Source organism: Thauera sp. K11 (assembly GCF_002354895.1).
Lineage (GTDB): Bacteria > Pseudomonadota > Gammaproteobacteria > Burkholderiales > Rhodocyclaceae > Thauera > Thauera sinica.
The window spans coordinates 433526-450913 of sequence record NZ_CP023439.1 but is presented as its reverse complement, the minus strand read 5'-3'; the positions used below and the strand labels follow the sequence as shown (position 1 = coordinate 450913).

Below are 17388 nucleotides of genomic sequence, written 5' to 3'. Positions count from 1 at the left end.
CGATCCTGTCACCCGCGGGATCGGGATCAGTCGTCGTTCATGAAGCCCAGCAAATGCAGCAGGCTGGTGAAGAGGTTGTAGATCGACACGTACAGCGACACCGTGGCCATCACGTAATTCGTCTCGCCGCCGTGGATGATGTTGCTGGTCTCGTACAGGATGAGGCCGGACATCAGCAGCACGAAGGCGGCCGACACGGTGAGCGACAGCGCCGGGATCGAGAAGAACACCGCACCCAGGCCAGCCAGGAAGGCCACCAGCATGCCGACGAACAGGAAGCCGCCCATGAAGGAGAAATCCTTGCGGGAGGTCAGCGCGTAGGCGGACAGGCCGAGGAAGATCACCGCGGTGCCGGCCATCGCCTGCATCACGATCTGCGTGCCGTTGGGCATCGCGAGGTATTTCGACACGATCGGGCCGAGCGTGAAGCCCATGAAGCCCGTCAGCGCGAACACGAACAGCACGCCGAGGCTGCTGTTGCGGAACCTGGTCGTCAGGAACAGCAGGCCGAAGTAGCCGATCAGCGTGAGGATGATGCCGGGATGGGGCAGGCCGAGCGCCATCGACGCCCCCGCGGTGACCGCCGAGAACGCCAGCGTCATCGACAGCAGCATGTAGGTGTTGCGGATGACCTTGTTCGTCGAGAGGACGGATGCCTCCTGGCGGGTCATCGTGGTCAGGCGGTTTTCCATGTCGGGTCGAACTCCTTGGATGATGAACGTTGTGTTGGGCACGAAAGCCGCAGGCCCCGGACGCTCGCGCCCGGACCCCGCAGCCGATGCTCAGGCTGCCGCCGGCGCGCCGTGCGCAAGCGCGAGGCGGTCGGGTTTGCGCTGGCGGCGCAGGCGCTGGGCAAGCACGCGCGACACCCGGTCGGCGGCCTGGTCCACCGCGGCGCGGACGTCGAGCCGGGTGATCGCGAAAACTACATCGGGCAGGTTACGCAGGCGCAACTGCACGACGCAGCGCTTGTCGGTGCCGCCGCGCGGACCGTTGACGTCGGCCACCTTGACCCTCGCCCACTGGATGTGGTCCTGGAAACGGCCGATCGCGAAACGCATGCGTCGCGTCACGTAGTCGCGCAGGCCGGGCGCCGCTTCAACATTGTCACAGTGCAGATCGATTCGCATGCAGCTCTCCTTTCGAAATGGTACGCACCGCCGGCGCGGAAGCCCTCGTCGATGCTACCCCTCTGACTATTCGATAAAATATCGGTTCAACTGAATTTCTATCTGTTTTTTCCGATCCATTCGCGCCCTCGGCGCCCGGACGACGAGGCCCTGCCCATGCTGAACTACAAGCAGCTCCACCACTTCTGGTCGGTCGCCCGCGCCGGAGGCATCGTGCGCGCCAGCGAACGCTCCGGCCTTGCGCCGCAGACCCTGTCGGGCCAGATCGCCACGCTCGAGGCCAGCCTCGGCATCACACTGTTCCAGCGCCAGGGGCGCCGCCTCGTCCTCACCGAGACAGGCCGCATGGTACTCGATTATGCCGAAGAGATCTTCCGGCTCGGCAGCGAACTCGAAGAAGCGATCCAGAGCCGCGCCACCGGGCGCATGGCACCGTTCCGCGTCGGGGTCGCCGACGTCGTGCCGAAGGCGATCGCCTACGTGCTGCTGGCGCCCTCGATGACGTTGGCGGAACCGATGCGCATCATCTGCCGCGAAGGCAAGCTGGAACGCCTGCTGGGCGAACTGGCCATCCACAAGCTCGACGTGGTGCTCGCCGACAGTCCGCTGCCCTCCAACATGGACGTGCGCGGCTACAGCCACGTGCTCGGCGAATCGACGATCGGCTTCTATGCGTCGGCGGCGGTTGCCGACAGCCTGCGGGGCGATTTCCCCGCCTGCCTGAACGGCGCCCCCCTGCTGCTTCCCGGCCTGGAGGCCGCGGTGCGCGGCCCTTTGCTGCGCTGGCTGGAGGACGGCAAGCTGCGGCCGCGGGTGGTCGGCGAATTCGACGACAGCGCGTTGATGCGCGCCTTCGGCGAGGCCGGAGCCGGCGTGCTCCCCGCGGCCTCGCTGATCGGCGACGAATTGCTGGCGCAGGGCGGCATGCGCCGGCTGGGCGAGGCGCCGGGGGTCGTCGAAACCTATTACGCGATCTCGGTCGAGCGCCGGCTGACGCATCCGGCGGTGCGCGCGATCAGCGACGCCGCACCGATCTCCATCGCGCGCGGCCAGACGGCGCAAGGCTGAAGCGTGGTGAAAACTGCTAGAATCGCTGCTTTTGCGAGCCGGGGCTGCGCGCCCGGACCGGCGCCCGGCGACGCTCACGGGCAAGCCGCGGCCGCTTCCGGAGTCCGGGCTCCCCTGGTGCCGGGAAAGGGACTCGAACCCTTACACCTTGCGGCGGCGGATTTTGAATCCGCTGCGTCTACCGATTCCGCCATCCCGGCCGGGGAGGCGCATTATCTCCGAACACCCGCGCCGGCAGCAAGCCAGGCACTTCGATTGCATGGCCGCAAGACGCATTCCACCAAACCGATGTCACTCACTCTCGACGATTTCGACTACACGCTCCCGCCCGAACTGATCGCCCAGGCCCCGCTGCCCGAGCGCAGCGCCAGCCGCCTGCTGGTGGTGGACGACGGCCGGCTCGCCGACCGCCGCTTCGCCGACCTGCCCGAGTTCGTCCGCCCCGGCGACCTGCTGGTATTCAATGACACACGGGTCATCCATGCGCGCCTGCACGGCGTCAAGGAAAGCGGCGGCCAGATCGAGGTGCTGGTCGAACGTGCGATCGGCCCCCACGAGGCGCTCGCTCAGGTACGGGCCAGCAAGCCGCCCAAGGCAGGCAGCCGCTTGCGCCTGGCCGATGCGTTCGACGCCACCGTGCTGGGGCGCGTAGGCGAGTTCTATCACCTGCGCTTCCCCGACGGCGACGAGGTCCACGCGCTGCTCGAGCGCCACGGCAAGCTGCCGCTGCCGCCCTACATCCAGCGCGCCGCTGGCGACGACGACGAATCGCGCTACCAGACGGTCTTCGCGCGCGAGCCCGGCTCGGTCGCCGCCCCCACCGCGGGCCTGCATTTCGACGACGCCATCCTTGCGCGGCTGGCCGGGTGCGGCGCGCGCTGCGCCTGGCTCACGCTGCACGTGGGCGCCGGCACCTTCCAGCCGGTGCGCGTGGACGACCTCGGCGAGCACCGCATGCACCGCGAGCGCTACGTGATCCCGCAGGAGACCGCCGACGCCATCGCCGCTACCCGCGCCGCGGGCGGCCGCGTCATCGCGGTGGGCACCACCAGCCTGCGCGCGCTCGAGGCCGCCGCCCAGGACGGCCCGCTTGAAGCCGGCAGCGAAGAGACCGAGATCTTCATCCTGCCCGGTTTCCGCTTCCAGGTGGCGGACGCGCTGGTGACCAACTTCCACCTGCCCAGATCCACGCTGCTGATGCTCGTTTCCGCCTTCGCCGGTCTGGAAACCATCCGCCATGCCTATGCCCATGCCGTCGCCGGGCGCTACCGCTTCTTCAGCTACGGCGACGCCATGTTCCTGATCCGCAACGACGATGCAGTTTGAACTCCTCGCCACCAGCGGCGGCGCCCGCCGCGGCCGCATGACGCTCGCCCACGGTACGGTCGAAACGCCGGTCTTCATGCCCGTCGGCACCTACGGCACGGTGAAGGCGATGACGCCGGCCATGCTCGCCGACGTCGGCGCGCAAATCTGCCTCGGCAACACCTTCCACCTGTGGCTGCGCCCGGGGCTGGAGATCATCGGCGCGCACGCCGGCCTGCACCGCTTCATGGCCTGGGACAAGCCCATCCTCACCGACTCGGGCGGCTTCCAGGTGTTCAGCCTGGGCGCGCTGCGCAAGATCGGCGAGGAAGGGGTGAAGTTCGCCAGCCCGATCGACGGCGCAAAGCTGTTCCTCACCCCCGAGATCTCGATGGAGATCCAGACGGTTCTGGATTCCGACATCGTCATGATCTTCGACGAATGCACGCCCTACCCCGCCAGCCGCGACGAGGCAGCCGCATCGATGCGGCTGTCGCAGCGCTGGGCGCGGCGCTCGCGCGACGAGTTCGACCGCCGGGAGAACCCGAACGCACTGTTCGGCATCGTGCAGGGCGGCATGTACGAAGACCTGCGCGACGAGTCGCTCGGCGCACTCGCGGACATCGGCTTCCACGGCTTCGCCATCGGCGGCCTGTCGGTCGGCGAGCCCAAGGACGACATGCAGCGCATCCTCGCCCATACCGCCCCGCGCCTGCCGCAAGGCAAGCCGCGCTACCTGATGGGCGTGGGCACGCCGGAGGACATCGTCGCCGGCGTCGCGGCCGGCATCGACATGTTCGACTGCGTGATGCCGACCAGGAATGCGCGCAACGGCTGGCTGTTCACCCGCTACGGCGACATCAAGATCAAGAACGCGGTGCACAAGGCCGACACGCAGCCGCTCGACCCGTCCTGCGACTGCTACACCTGCCGCAATTTCAGCCGCGCCTACCTGCACCACCTGCACCGTGCCGGCGAGATCCTCGGCAGCATGCTCAACACCATCCACAACCTGCACTACTACCAGACCCTGACGGCGGAACTGCGCAGGTCCATCGAGGACCAAGCCTTTTCCGCTTATGTGCAGCGCTTCCGCGGCGAACGGGCCGCCGGTGCCTGAGCCCGCAAGAGGGCGTCATCCCGCTGCTGCTATAATCCATCGCTTTTCGCAACCTCTGGAGTTCCTACCGTGCTGATTTCAAACGCTTATGCGCAGGCCGCTGGCGGCGCCGACCCGACCGGCGGCTTCATGGGCCTGCTGCCGCTGATCCTGATGTTCATCGTGCTGTGGTTCCTGATGATCCGCCCGCAGATGAAGCGCGCGAAGGAACACAAGGCCATGGTCGAGACCCTGTCCAAGGGCGACGAAGTCGTGACCCAGGGCGGCATGGCAGGCCGCATCGCGGAAGTGGGCGAAAATTTCCTGCACATCGAGATCGCGCCCAACACGAACGTGCTGGTGCAAAAGCAGGCCATCGCCACCGTCCTTCCCAAGGGCACGCTGAAGGGCCTGTAATCTCCGGATGCGGCGCGTGCGGCCCGGCCGGCGCGCCCTTCCGTTCCGGGGACATGCCGCGGCATGACGCGCCCGTCCTCACATTCCGTCCGACCCGACCATGAATCGCTACCCTCTCTGGAAAAACCTGCTCATCGGCCTGGTGCTGTTCTGGGGCCTGATCTATACGCTGCCGAACTTCTACGGCGAGGTGCCGGCGGTCCAGGTCTCCAGCGCCAAGGCCACCCTGAAGCTCGAACCGGCGGCGGTGACCGACCGCGTGGCCGGCGCGCTGAAGGAGGCCGGCATCGAACACGCCGGCATCTTCTCCGACGCCACCAGCGTTCGCGCCCGCTTCGCCGACACCGACCTGCAACTGCGTGCCAAGGATGCGATCGAACGCGCCTTCAACCCCAACGCGCAGGACCCTTCCTACGTCGTCGCGCTGAACCTGCTGCCCGCCTCGCCCGCGTGGCTGACCGCCATCCACGCGCTGCCGATGTACCTCGGCCTCGACCTGCGCGGCGGTGTGCACTTCCTGCTGCAGGTGGACATGCCCGGCGCGCTCACGAAGCGCCTGGACTCCACCACCGGTGACCTGCGCACGCTGATGCGCGACAAGAACGTCCGCCATGCCGGCATCACGCGCGAGGGCGGCACGGTGGTCGTGCGCTTTCGCGACGCCGAGCAGCGCGAGGCCGCGCGCCGCGCCATCCAGAGTGCCACCGCCGACCTGCAGCTCACCGACCGCGACGACGGCGCCGACGACCTGAAGCTCGTCGCCACGCTGACCGCCCAGGCGCAGAAGACGATGCGCGACTTCGCCATCAAGCAGAACATCGGCACGCTGCACAACCGCATCAACGAGCTTGGCGTGGCCGAACCGGTGATCCAGCAGCAGGGCGTCGACCGCATCGTCGTCCAGTTGCCCGGCGTGCAGGACGTGGCCAAGGCCAAGGACATCCTCGGCCGCACGGCGACGCTGGAAGTGCGCATGGTCGACGACACCCCGGGCCTGCTGGAGCAGGCACTGGCCGGCAGCGTGCCCTTCGGCACCGAGCTGTACAACGAGCGCGGCGGTTCGCCGCTGCTGGTGAAGAAGCAGGTGGTGCTCACCGGCGACCGCCTGACCGACGCCCAGCCCGGCTTCGACGGCCAGACGCACGAACCGGCGGTGCACCTGACGCTGGACGCCGCCGGCTCGCGCATCTTCCGCGACGTCACGCGCGAGAGCATCGGTAAGCGCATGGCCATCCTGCTGATCGAGAAGGGCAAGGGCGAGGTCGTCACCGCGCCGGTGATCCGCAGTGAGATCGGCGGCGGCCGCGTGCAGATCTCGGGCCGCATGACCACCGCCGAAGCCAACGACGTCGCGCTGCTGCTGCGCGCCGGTTCGCTGGCGGCGCCGATGGAGATCGTCGAGGAACGCACCGTCGGCCCCAGCCTCGGCGCCGAGAACATCTCCAAGGGCTTCCACTCCACGCTGTGGGGCTTCGTCGCCATCGCGCTCTTCATGACGGCCTACTACGTGCTGTTCGGCCTCGTGTCGTCGATCGCGCTGGCGGCCAACCTGCTGCTGCTGGTGGCGCTGCTGTCGCTGCTGCAGGCCACGCTGACGCTGCCCGGCATCGCCGCCATGGCGCTGACGCTGGGCATGGCGATCGACGCCAACGTGCTGATCAACGAACGCATCCGCGAGGAACTGCGCAACGGCGCCACGCCGCAGGCGGCCATCGCCGCCGGCTACGACCGCGCCTTCGACACCATCCTCGACTCCAACATCACCACGCTGATCGCCGGCATCGCCCTGCTGGTGTTCGGCTCCGGCCCGGTGCGCGGCTTCGCGGTGGTGCACTGCCTGGGCATCCTGACCTCGATGTTCAGCGCCATCCTGGTGTCGCGCATGCTGATCAACTTCATCTACGGCCGCCGCCGCAAGGTCGAGTCGCTGGCGATCGGCCAGGTGTGGAAGCCCGGCAACCAGGCGGGCAGCCAGGCCGGCGGCAAGTAAGCGGAACGAAAGGAACGCACGATCATGGAATTCTTCCGCATCAAGAAAGACATCCCGTTCATGCGCCATGCGCTGGTGTTCAACGTCATCTCGTTCGTCACCTTCCTGCTGGCCGTGTTCTTCCTCGCTACCCGCGGGCTGCACCTGTCGGTGGAGTTCACCGGCGGCACGCTGGTCGAGGTCACCTACGCCGAGGCGCCGCAGCTCGAGCCGATCCGCGCGGCGCTGGGGGCGCAGGGCTACCCCGACGCCCAGGTGCAGAACTTCGGCAGCGCGCGCGACCTGCTGGTGCGCCTGCCCAACCGCGACGACCTCGACACCACCGGCGTCTCGGAAAAGGTGATGAGCACGCTGACGGCCTTGGGCGGGCCGGTGCCCGAACTGCGGCGCGTGGAGTTCGTCGGCCCGCAGGTGGGCAAGGAACTCGCCTCCGACGGCGCGATGGCGCTGCTGCTGGTGATCGTCGGCATCGTCGTGTATCTGGCGCTGCGCTTCGAGTGGCGCTTCGCGGTGTCGGCGATCATCGCCAACATGCACGACGTGATCATCATCCTGGGCTTCTTCGCCTTCTTCCAGTGGGAGTTCTCGCTGCCGGTGCTGGCCGCGGTGCTGGCGGTGCTGGGTTATTCGGTGAACGAATCGGTGGTGGTGTTCGACCGCGTGCGCGAAACCTTCAGGAAGAAGCGCAACCTGAGCACGCCGCAGGTACTGGACCACGCCATCACCAGCACGATCTCGCGCACCATGATCACCCACGGCAGCACGCAGGTCATGGTGCTGTCGATGCTGCTGTTCGGCGGCGAGACGCTGCATTACTTCTCTCTGGCGCTCACCATCGGCATCTGCTTCGGCATCTACTCGTCGGTGCTGGTCGCGAGCCCGCTGGTGATGTGGCTGGGCGCGTCGCGCGAGCAGTTCGTGAAGCCGAAGAAGGAAAAGGAAGAGGCGGTCGTGTAAGGCGCCCGGCCTTCTCTGGCCGGATCAAGAGACGAAGGCGCCCGCGGGCGCCTTCGTCCTTTTCAGCGGCGGCCGGACGCTCGCCCGGCGCAAGCCGCATCGGCATGCGGACTCAGCCAGCGAACACCTGCTTCACCCGCAAGGTCTCGCCGCGTTCCGCCAGCCCGATCAGGCGGTCGATGTTGGGATGCTTGCCGGGGTTCAGCCTCGCATCCTCGCCGTGCTCCGCGTAAAGCTCGATCCCCTTCTTCGCCGCCTCCGGCGTGATCGCGCCGTAGAGCTGGGCGAGGTGGTTGTACACCGCCAGAGAGCCGGCCTGGCCGGGCTTGTTCTCTATCGTGCCGACCACGGCATCGGTGGCATCGATCAGGTTCATCGCCGCAAGATGCGACACGCCGGGCAACTGCTTCAGATTGTCGGCAAACGCCATCTGGATCTCCTGGATTGCAGACGCCACCCGCAGGTAGCGTCGTGACGGGGCCGGCGCACGACGCACCGGCGGTGTTGATGCCGGTCAGATCCGCCGTGCCAGCTCGGTGGCCTTGCCGACGTAGCTCGCCGGCGTCATCTCCAGCAGACGCGCACGCTCGGCTTCGGGAATGCCCAGCGTGCGGATGAAATCCTGCAATGCCTCGCGGGTGATGCCCTTGCCGCGCGTCATCGCCTTGAGCTGCTCATAGGGGTTTTCGATGCCGAAGCGGCGCATCACCGTCTGCACCGGCTCGGCCAGCACTTCCCAGCAGTCGTCGAGGTCGGCCGCCAGGCGCACCGGGTCGGCCTCCAGCTTCCCCAGGCCGCGCAGGCAACTGTCGAGCGCCAGCACGGTGTGGCCGAAGCCCACGCCCATGTTGCGCAGCACGGTGGAATCGGTGAGGTCGCGCTGCATGCGCGAGATCGGCAGCTTCTCGGAGAAGTGGCGCAGCACCGCGTTGGCGATGCCGAAATTGCCTTCGGCGTTCTCGAAGTCGATCGGATTGACCTTGTGCGGCATCGTCGACGAACCCACTTCGCCCTCCTTCAGCTTCTGCCTGAAGTAGCCGAACGAGATGTACATCCAGATGTCGCGGCAGGCGTCGATCAGCATCGTGTTGGCGCGGGCGACGGCGTCGAAGAGTTCGGCCATCGCATCGTGCGGTTCGATCTGGATCGTGTAGGCGTTGAAGGCGAGGCCGAGCGACTCGATGAAGCGCCTGTTGAAACCTTCCCAGTCGAACGCCGGCCAGGCCGACAGGTGGGCGTTGTAGTTGCCGACCGCGCCGTTGAACTTGGCGGTGAGATCCACGCCGGCGATCGCCGCGCGTGCGCGCATCAGGCGCGCGGCGATGTTGGCCATCTCCTTGCCGAGCGTCGTCGGGCTGGCGGGCTGGCCGTGGGTGCGCGACAGCATCGGCAGGTCGGCGTGCTGATGGGCGAGTTCGCGCAGGCGGGCGATCACCGCGTCCAGCGCCGGCAGCAGCACGGCGTCGCGTCCTTCCTTCAGCATCAGCGCGTGCGAGGTGTTGTTGATGTCTTCGGACGTGCAGGCGAAGTGGATGAACTCGGACACCTTCATCACTTCCGGATTGTGGCCGAGGCGCTGCTTCAGCCAGTACTCCATCGCCTTGACGTCATGGTTGGTGGTGGCCTCGATCGCCTTCACCGCCTCGCCGTCGCCCGTCGAGAACGCCGCGACCACCGCGTCCAGCTCGGCGACCGTCGCCGCCGAAAAGGGGGCGATCTCGGCGAGCGCCGGCTCGGCGGCGAGCGCCTTGAGCCACTCGACCTCGACCTTCACGCGGTTGCGGATCAGGCCGTGCTCGGAAAAATGCCCGCGCAGGCCCTCGACCTTGCCGTGATAGCGGCCATCGAGCGGAGACAGGGCGGTGAGCGGAGAAGGTGCGGCGACGGACATGACAGGAATTCCGGACAAAATGTTATTTTACCGGCTTGCTTCCCAACCCGCAGGAGAGAGGCGCACCCGTGAGCTCACCGGACAGCTACCGCATCGAGGTCCAGGCCGTCGCCGAATTCGTTCCGGCGCAGTCCCGGCCCGAAGACGAACATTACGTCTTCGCCTACCACGTCACCATCCGCAATACCGGCAAGGTTTCCGCCCAGCTCGTCAGCCGCCACTGGGTGATCACGGACGGCACCGGCAAGGTGCAGGAAGTGCACGGCCAGGGCGTGATCGGCGAACAGCCGCTGCTCGCCCCCGGCGACAGCTACAGCTACACGAGCGGCTGCGTGCTCGAGACCCCCGTCGGCACCATGCACGGCAGCTACCAGATGGTGGCCGAGGACGGCCGCGCCTTCGAAGCCGAGATCCCGCCGTTCATGCTGGCGATGCCCAAGGTGCTGCACTGATCGACGCTCAAGTGCCGGACCGGAAGCGCCCCGTCGGCCCGGAGCCGTTTCGGGACCACCGCCGCCAGAGCCATGTCCTTACGCCAGGCCCGAGCGCCACTGCTTCGCGGCACGACGCCCGCAGCGCGCCGGCGAACCAGGCTCCTCAGCTACGATAGTCCGCGTTGATCTTCACGTAATCGTAGGAAAAATCGCAGGTCCACACGGTGGCCGCGGCGGACCCCCGGGCGAGGTCGATGCGCACCGTGAGTTCGGCGTGCTTCATGATGCGCGCACCGGCTTCCTCCTGGTAACTGGCGGCGCGGCCGCCATGCTCGGCGACCAGCACCGATTCGTCGGGGTTCCCCAGCCACACCCGCAGCCCGCCGACGTCCAGATCGTCGATGCCGGCATAGCCGACCGCCGCCAGGATGCGGCCGAGATTGGGGTCGGAGGCGAAGAAGGCCGTCTTCACCAGCGGCGAATGACCCACCGCGTAGGCCACCTTGCGGCATTCGTCGCGGTCCCGCCCGCCTTCGACGGCGATGCTCATGAACTTGGTCGCACCCTCGCCATCGCGCACGATGGCCTGCGCGAGGCGGATCGACACCTCCACCACCGCGTCGCGCAGCGTCCGGTAGTCACTGCTCGCACTGTCCGAAATCTCGTCGTTGCCGGCCTGGCCGGTGGCGATCAGGATGAAGGAATCGTTGGTCGAGGTGTCGCCGTCCACGGTGATGCTGTTGAACGACAGGTCGGCCGCCTCCTTCACCAGCGCATCGAGCAGCGGCTGGCTCACCGCCGCGTCGCAGGCGAGAAAGCCGAGCATCGTCGCCATGTCGGGGCGGATCATGCCGGCGCCCTTGCTGATGCCGGTCAGCGTCACCGTGCGCCCGCCGATGCGGACCTGCTTCGACACCGCCTTGGCCAGCGTGTCGGTGGTCATGATCGCGTGCGCGGCATCGAACCAGCCGTCGGCGCGCAGGTCGGCGACGGCGCGCGGCAACCCGGCGACAAGGCGGTCGACCGGCAGCGGTTCGAGAATCACGCCGGTGGAAAACGGCAGCACCTGCTCCGCACGCAGGCCGATCTGCCCGGCCAGCGCCTCGCAGGTGGCGCGCGCGTTCGCCAGCCCCGGCTCGCCCGTGCCGGCATTGGCCACACCGGTGTTGATGACCAGCGCACGGATGGCGCCGGTGGACAAATGCGCGCGGCACAGTTGCACGGGCGCCGCGCAGAAGCGGTTCCGGGTGAACACACCGGCGGCGCGGCTGCCTTCGGCCAGTTCGATCACCGTGAGGTCACGGCGGTTGGCCTTGCGGATGCCCGCTTCGGCAACGCCGAGGCGCACGCCGGCGACCGGCAGCAGATCGGCGGGGTTCGGGGTGTTCAGATTGACAGCCATGCGCATCTCCGAATGGGGCAGGCCGACCGGCAGGCGGGCGCAGATCGGCGTCGGGAGCGCGCATGATAGCGGATTCGCGGCCCCGCGGATTCGCCGCCGCCGGCGTCGGAACAGGCCCGCCGGGCGCGGGACCACTCGCTGCGACCGCGCCGCGTCCCGGCCAGCATCTCGTCCGCACCGGCCTCCCCTTCCCCGCCGGGGCACGCGTCCTCTCCCCGCCGCTGCCGCCTTACCCCTTGTAACGATTCTGTACACCTCCCGCGCGCAAGGTCCCGCCCTACCGCCGCCCGCGCCCTCCGTGGCCCGCGACCGCGCACCGTTGCGCGGTTCCATGTGGATGGCACAGGACTTGCGCTTCCCGGTTCGAGGCAGGGCGCGTCGCCATGTCTTGATACCCGTCAGTGGAGGAAGCCATGAAACAGAGTTTGCTTGCGAGTGCCATCGCGCTTGCTTTCGGTTTTGCCACACAAGCCTCGGCAAATCCGACCAACACGGTCACCGAGGCGACCACATCGGCAACGCAGAATGCCACCGCCACATCGAACCAGAGCGGCACCGGACCGCAGGCCAACGAGTATTCCACCGCGATCTCGTCCGCCGACACGGTGAAGAGCAACAACACCGACAGCAGCCAGAACCAGTACTCGCACACCGATACCGACACCGGCAACAACCGCGACAACAAGGGCCTGGCGGCGGCGAAGGACTTCGGCGTGGCGGCCAACAACGGCGGCACGGCCAGCACGAGCATCAACAACGCATTCAACCGCAGCGCGGCGGTGGCGCTGTCCAAGCTCGAAGGCACCGTATCGCGCATCAGCGTGCACGGACTGGGCAACCACGCGATCAACTCCGGTAGCGCCAACGGCGGCTACGGCGGCCAGGCTTGGGGTGGCGACGGCGGCAACGCGATCGGCGGCGACGCCAAGGGCGGCAACGGCGGCAACGGCGGCGGCGCTTCGGGCGGCAGCGGTGGCGATGGCGCCCGCGGCGGCTCCGCCGACGGCGGCCGCGCCTCGACCGACGGGGCGGTCGGCGTGGCCAAGTCCGGCAGCACGATCGGCGGCGATGCCGACTCCGGCTACGTCAGCGCCGGCAGCGGCGGCTCGGCCAGGAGCGGCAGCGCGGACAGCGGCTCGGCCAAGGGCGCCAACGGCGGCGACGGCGGCTCGGCAAGCCGCGCTTCGGCCTATGGCGGCGGCGACGCCAGCTCCCGCGTCAGCTCCTCGGCGGATTCCGGCAAGGCCAGCGGCGGCGACGCGCTGAGCTATACCGGCGGCACCAAGGCCAGCGGCGGTGACGGCAACGCCAAGAGCAGCGGTTACGGCGGTACCGGCGTGGGCAGCGGCGGCGATGCCGGCGCCTACACCAAGGCGGACGTGGGCAGCGCGAAGGCGGGCACCAGCGCCGGCGGCAGCGGCGCCAGCAGCGGCAACGCCGACGGCGGCCGCGGCTGGGGCGCCGCGTCGGACGCCAGGGCCAACGCACGCGGCCCGGGCAATGACACCGCCGGCGCCGCCAACACCGCAAGCGCCGCCGGCGGCACAGGCGGCACCTCCGGCAGCGCCGACTCCGCCGGCGGCACCGGCGGCAATGCGAGCGCGAACGGCGGCTCCAACACGCAGAACGCGTCGGCGACCGGGGCCGGCGGCACCGGCAGCGGCGCTGCGGGAAGCTCCACTGCCAGCTCGACGGGCGGCAACGCCAATGCGAGCGGCGGCACCAGCACCGCCAACGGCGCAGTGGCCAATTCCGGCACCGCGTCCGCGACTTCCGGCAACAGCGCCAGCAACGGCGGCAACGGAGGGAACGCGACCAACACCGCGGGCAATGGCGGCGGCGGCGGCCAGGCCAACACCGGCGTGGCGACCTCCGGCAGTGCCGATGGCGGCGCAGGCGGCCAGGCCACGAGCGGCGCGGCCACCGGCGGTGATGCCACCGGCGGCACCACCACGGCCTCCGCTGCCAGCGGCGCGGCGACCGGCGGTGCGGCGACCGGCGGCGCAGGCGGCGCGGGCGGCAACGGCCAGGGCGGCACCGGCGGCGACGGCGGCGCGGGCGGCCAGTTGACGGCCGGCGCTGCCAGCGGTGCAACCGGCCAGGGCGGCACTGGCGGCACCGGCGGCAACGGTGGCGCGGTGACGGTCGATGCGGGCACCTTCAGCATGGCCAACTCGATCAGCGGCAGCTTCACGAACGGCGCCGGCATCCTGATCAGTGCCCAGAACACTGCGATCGGTGCCCTGGTGCAGCAAAGCGCCAACGTGCAGGCCAACCTGAACTTCAACCGCTGAACCTGCCGTGTGCGCCGGACGGCCTCCGCCGCCCGGCGCAAACAGTGCCGCGAACGGGTGGCGGGCTGCATCAGTTGCGATACACCCCCGCCGGAAGCCGAAAGAAAGGAGCAAGCAATTGTTAACGCAAGGGTTTGTTCCCTCTTCGACGCCCCGGACCCCGTCCCCGACGGCACCGTATGTTGTATCGAAGCTGGACAGGTGCGGCCCGAAGGCCGCCGCACCTGCCCGACTGCAGTGGATCAATCCCGCCCAGGCCGCGCCGTTGCGCGCCGCGCAACGGCTGGCACGGGAGTTGCGATCGCTTCTGCCTGAGGCAGGGCAGATCGCCATGTCTTGACATCAAGTCAGTGGAGGAAACCATGAAACCAAGTCTGCTCGCGAGCGCCATCGCCCTCGCGTTCGGTTTTGCCTCGCAGGCATGGGCAAATCCGACCAACACGCTGGACTCAGCGGAAACGGCAAACCAGACGGCGACAGCCAACTCGACCCAGACCGGCGGCAGCGTGCAGGCCAACGAGTGGTCCAAGGCATCCTCGTCGCAGGACACGATCAAGAGCGGCAACACGGACAGCAGCGTCAACACCAAGACGGTCAGCGACTCCGACACCGGCGACAACCGCGACAACCGGGGCAAGGCCCTGGCGCGCGACCATGGCACCGCGGCCAACAACGGCGGCAACGCAACCTCGAGCATCGACAACGCCTTCAACACGAGCAAGGCGGTGGCCATCTCCAAGCTCGACGGCCAGGTGTCCGGCATCAAGGTCTTCGGCCTCGGCAACTCGGCGGTGAACTTCGGTAACGCCAACGGCGGCGCCGGCGGCAAGGCTTACGGCGGCGATGGCGGCAACGCCCACGGCGGCGACGCCAAGGGCGGCAGCGGCGGCGACGGCGGCAAGGCCTATGGCGGCGACGGCGGCAACGGCGCCAGCGGCGGCCGTGCCGAAGGCGGCAACGCCAGGAGCGGCTTCGCCGGCAGTGCGGCATCCAGCGACAAGGTGTCCGGCGGCGACGGCGACTCCGGCAGCGTGCGTGCCGGCGGCGGCGGCGACGCCCGCACCGGCTCGGCCGATTCCGGCAACGCCTGGGGTGCCACCGGCGGCGACGGCGGCAATGCGCGCAACGCCAGGGCCGGCGGCGGCGGCGATGCGGATGCCAAGGTCGGCTCTTCGGCGGACAGCGGCTATGCCGGCGGCGGCAATGCCGGCAGCGTGGTCGGCGGCACGAAGGCCGGCGCGGGGGACGCGACGGCCAGGAGCAGCGCCTCGGGCGGCAATGCCAAGGGCTACGGCGGCGACGGCGACGCCTCGGCGCGCGCGGGTGTCGGTGGCGCGTATTCCAGCAGCAAGGCCGGCGGCAGCGGTGCCGACACGGGCAGCGCGGACGGCGGCAATGCGGCAGCGAAGTCGATCGATGCCACCGCGCGGGCGCGCGGCAGGGGCGACGACACGGCGAGTGCCGGCAACGCGGCCACATCCACCGCGGGTACGGGCGGCACGAGCGGCACGGCCACTTCCGCCGGCGGCACGGGCGGTGCGGCCACCTCCACCGGCGGCAGCAACACGCAGACCGCGACTGCGACCGGCGGCGCGGGCTCGGGCACGGGCGGCACGGCGGATTCGAGCGGCACTGCGACCGGCGGTGCGGCGACTGCCACCGGCGGCCAGGGCAGCGCAACCGCGGGCGCCGGCACCTCGGGTGCAGCCACCGCAAGCTCGGGCGGCGCGACCTCGACCGGCGGCAACGGCGGCGTGGCGAGCAACAACGCCGGTAGCGGCGGCAGCGGCGGCACGGCCCAGAGCGGCGCGGCCAACAGCGGCACGGCTACCGCGGGCGCCGGCGGCACCGCCAACAGCGGCGCGGCCAGCGGCGGTGCGGCCAGCGGCGGCACGACGACCGCCAGCGCAGCGAGCGGCGCGGCCGGGGGCGGCGCGGCCGAGGGCGGCGCAGGCGGTGCCGGTGGCGCGGGCAACGGCGGCCAGGGCGGCGCCGGCGGCAACGGCGGCACGCTGGCGGCGGGCGATGCGACCGGCGGTGCCGGCAACGGCGGCCAGGGCGGTACCGGCGGCGGCGGCGGGCAGGTCAGCGTGAATGCCGGTACGTTCGACATGTCGAACACGATCAGCGGCAGCTTCACGAACGGTGCGGGCATCATCATCAATGCCCAGAACACCGGGATCGGCTCCCTCGTGCAGCAAAGCGCCAACGTGCAGGCCAACCTGAACTTCAACAGGTAAAGAGGCCCCTCGCGGGCGCCGGCCGTCATCTCCGTGGCCGGCGCCCGGGCACGAGCATCCAAGGAGGAGGCAAACCATGAGATCCGCCGCATCGATGATCGCATTGGGGATTGGATTGGCCGTGACCTGCACGACACCGGCGCCAGTGCATGCCGAAGACGCGAACACGCTGGCCCCGGACCCGGCCCCTTTCGTCCTGGGGCGCAGGGTGATCGATACCGAAACGCTCGCCGAGCAGCGCGGCGGGGCCGACACGCATCTCAGCGACATTCACGCCGTCGGCTCGGTCAGCGAGGTTCAAGCCTACGACCTGTCGACGGGACACAACTCGGTGACCGATGGCGCACTGGCCGGCACGTCGGGCATCCCGATGCTGATCCAGAATTCCGGCAACGGCGTGCTCATCCAGAACGCGGTCATCGTCAACGTCGAGGTACGCTAGCGCGGGGACGAGCATGAGAACGCCCAGCCTGCGAGTTCCGTTTGCCTGCGTCGTGGCGGTTGCTCTCGGCAGCGCCGCCACGGCGAGTCTTGCCGACAACCTCAGCCTGGTGGCGCCCCTGGGCGGCAACATGAACGTGCCGACGGTGAGCATGAAGCAGGCGCGCTTCATCTCCACGCTGCGCCAGCAATACGACTTCAGTTGCGGCTCGGCGGCGGTGGCGACGCTGCTGAGCCACCATTACGGCCAGAAGGTCGACGAGGCCACGGTGTTCCAGGCGATGTTCGAACGGGGCAATCGCGACAAGATCCGCCGCGAGGGCTTCTCGATGCTGGACATGAAGCTCTATCTCGACGGCAGGGGCTTCAACGCGACCGGCGTCGAAGCCTCCCTGGACGAACTGGGCAAGGCCAACGTACCGGCCATCGCGCTGATCAACGAGAGCGGCTACGCCCACTTCGTCGTCATCAAGGGACTGCGCCAGGGCGAGGTGCTGATCGGCGACCCCGCGGCGGGCACGCGCGTGGTTCCGCGCAAGGATTTCGAACGCTACTGGATGAACAACATCCTGCTGGTGGTCAGCAACCGCATCGAACTCGCGCGCTTCAACCAGGAGACCGACTGGCGCGTCCGGCCCAAGGCGCCGCTGCGCAGCGGCGTGGACGACGGCGGCTTCGACATGCAGTTGCTGCAGCAGCGCAGCCTGGTGGACTTCTGAG

At 69.0% G+C, this 17388-nt stretch carries 16 protein-coding genes and 1 tRNA gene; 11 read left to right on the top strand and 6 right to left on the bottom strand.

Going from position 1 to position 17388, the window contains the following annotated elements:
* Window positions 1-26: 26 nt before the first annotated feature.
* Entirely contained in the window at window positions 27-692 is a 666-nt protein-coding gene (locus tag CCZ27_RS02125) for a Bax inhibitor-1/YccA family protein (RefSeq protein ID WP_096445150.1), read from the bottom strand.
* 90 nt (window positions 693-782) lie between these two features.
* Complete coding sequence (locus CCZ27_RS02120) at window positions 783-1130, bottom strand: HPF/RaiA family ribosome-associated protein (RefSeq protein ID WP_096445149.1); 348 nt, start codon at window positions 1128-1130, stop codon at window positions 783-785.
* A gap of 156 nt (window positions 1131-1286) precedes the next feature.
* Here CCZ27_RS02120 and nhaR point away from each other — a divergent pair, with 156 nt between their 5' ends.
* Entirely contained in the window at window positions 1287-2198 is a 912-nt protein-coding gene (gene nhaR, locus CCZ27_RS02115; RefSeq protein WP_096445148.1) for a transcriptional activator NhaR, read from the top strand.
* Between the two features lie 115 nt (window positions 2199-2313).
* On the opposite strand, the gene CCZ27_RS02110 is transcribed toward nhaR, so the two are convergent.
* Window positions 2314-2398 (bottom strand) — tRNA-Leu (locus CCZ27_RS02110).
* A gap of 88 nt (window positions 2399-2486) precedes the next feature.
* Between CCZ27_RS02110 and queA the strand changes: the two genes are divergently transcribed.
* The 5 genes from queA to secF all read left to right on the top strand — a co-directional run bounded on the left by queA (window position 2487) and on the right by secF (window position 7966).
* Window positions 2487-3524 carry a tRNA preQ1(34) S-adenosylmethionine ribosyltransferase-isomerase QueA gene (gene queA / locus CCZ27_RS02105; RefSeq protein ID WP_096452075.1) on the top strand — a complete coding sequence of 346 codons (1038 nt, stop codon included), beginning with the start codon at window positions 2487-2489 and terminating at the stop codon, window positions 3522-3524.
* On the top strand, window positions 3514-4623 hold the full coding sequence (gene tgt / locus CCZ27_RS02100) for a tRNA guanosine(34) transglycosylase Tgt (RefSeq protein ID WP_096445147.1): 1110 nt from the start codon (window positions 3514-3516) through the stop codon (window positions 4621-4623). Before queA ends, tgt begins: the two co-directional genes overlap by 11 nt.
* A 69-nt stretch (window positions 4624-4692) precedes the next feature.
* Entirely contained in the window at window positions 4693-5019 is a 327-nt protein-coding gene (gene yajC / locus CCZ27_RS02095) for a preprotein translocase subunit YajC (RefSeq protein ID WP_096445146.1), read from the top strand.
* A 100-nt stretch (window positions 5020-5119) separates the two neighbouring features.
* Complete coding sequence (gene secD, locus CCZ27_RS02090; protein WP_096445145.1) at window positions 5120-7009, top strand: protein translocase subunit SecD; 1890 nt, start codon at window positions 5120-5122, stop codon at window positions 7007-7009.
* Window positions 7010-7033: 24 nt separating this feature from the next.
* Window positions 7034-7966, top strand: coding sequence for a protein translocase subunit SecF (gene secF / locus CCZ27_RS02085; protein WP_096445144.1), 933 nt, complete (start codon window positions 7034-7036; stop codon window positions 7964-7966).
* A gap of 112 nt (window positions 7967-8078) precedes the next feature.
* On the opposite strand, the gene CCZ27_RS02080 is transcribed toward secF, so the two are convergent.
* Entirely contained in the window at window positions 8079-8396 is a 318-nt protein-coding gene (locus tag CCZ27_RS02080) for a DUF2322 family protein (protein ID WP_096445143.1), read from the bottom strand.
* Between the two features lie 84 nt (window positions 8397-8480).
* Window positions 8481-9857 carry an adenylosuccinate lyase gene (gene purB / locus CCZ27_RS02075; protein WP_096445142.1) on the bottom strand — a complete coding sequence of 459 codons (1377 nt, stop codon included), beginning with the start codon at window positions 9855-9857 and terminating at the stop codon, window positions 8481-8483.
* A 68-nt stretch (window positions 9858-9925) separates the two neighbouring features.
* Here purB and apaG point away from each other — a divergent pair, with 68 nt between their 5' ends.
* Window positions 9926-10309: a Co2+/Mg2+ efflux facilitator ApaG/CorD gene (gene apaG, locus CCZ27_RS02070; RefSeq protein ID WP_096445141.1), complete on the top strand. Its 384-nt coding sequence runs from the start codon at window positions 9926-9928 to the stop codon at window positions 10307-10309.
* Window positions 10310-10454: 145 nt separating this feature from the next.
* On the opposite strand, the gene argJ is transcribed toward apaG, so the two are convergent.
* Complete coding sequence (gene argJ, locus CCZ27_RS02065) at window positions 10455-11693, bottom strand: bifunctional glutamate N-acetyltransferase/amino-acid acetyltransferase ArgJ (protein ID WP_096452073.1); 1239 nt, start codon at window positions 11691-11693, stop codon at window positions 10455-10457.
* A gap of 413 nt (window positions 11694-12106) precedes the next feature.
* Here argJ and CCZ27_RS02060 point away from each other — a divergent pair, with 413 nt between their 5' ends.
* The 4 genes from CCZ27_RS02060 to CCZ27_RS02045 all read left to right on the top strand — a co-directional run bounded on the left by CCZ27_RS02060 (window position 12107) and on the right by CCZ27_RS02045 (window position 17387).
* Window positions 12107-13987 (top strand): hypothetical protein, encoded by a 1881-nt coding sequence (locus tag CCZ27_RS02060; protein ID WP_096445140.1) that lies wholly within the window; start codon window positions 12107-12109, stop codon window positions 13985-13987.
* 362 nt (window positions 13988-14349) lie between these two features.
* On the top strand, window positions 14350-16227 hold the full coding sequence (locus tag CCZ27_RS02055) for a hypothetical protein (protein WP_096445139.1): 1878 nt from the start codon (window positions 14350-14352) through the stop codon (window positions 16225-16227).
* 76 nt (window positions 16228-16303) lie between these two features.
* Window positions 16304-16669 carry a hypothetical protein gene (locus tag CCZ27_RS02050; RefSeq protein WP_232516533.1) on the top strand — a complete coding sequence of 122 codons (366 nt, stop codon included), beginning with the start codon at window positions 16304-16306 and terminating at the stop codon, window positions 16667-16669.
* A 13-nt stretch (window positions 16670-16682) separates the two neighbouring features.
* Window positions 16683-17387 carry a C39 family peptidase gene (locus tag CCZ27_RS02045; RefSeq protein ID WP_096445137.1) on the top strand — a complete coding sequence of 235 codons (705 nt, stop codon included), beginning with the start codon at window positions 16683-16685 and terminating at the stop codon, window positions 17385-17387.
* Window position 17388: the final 1 nt, after the last annotated feature.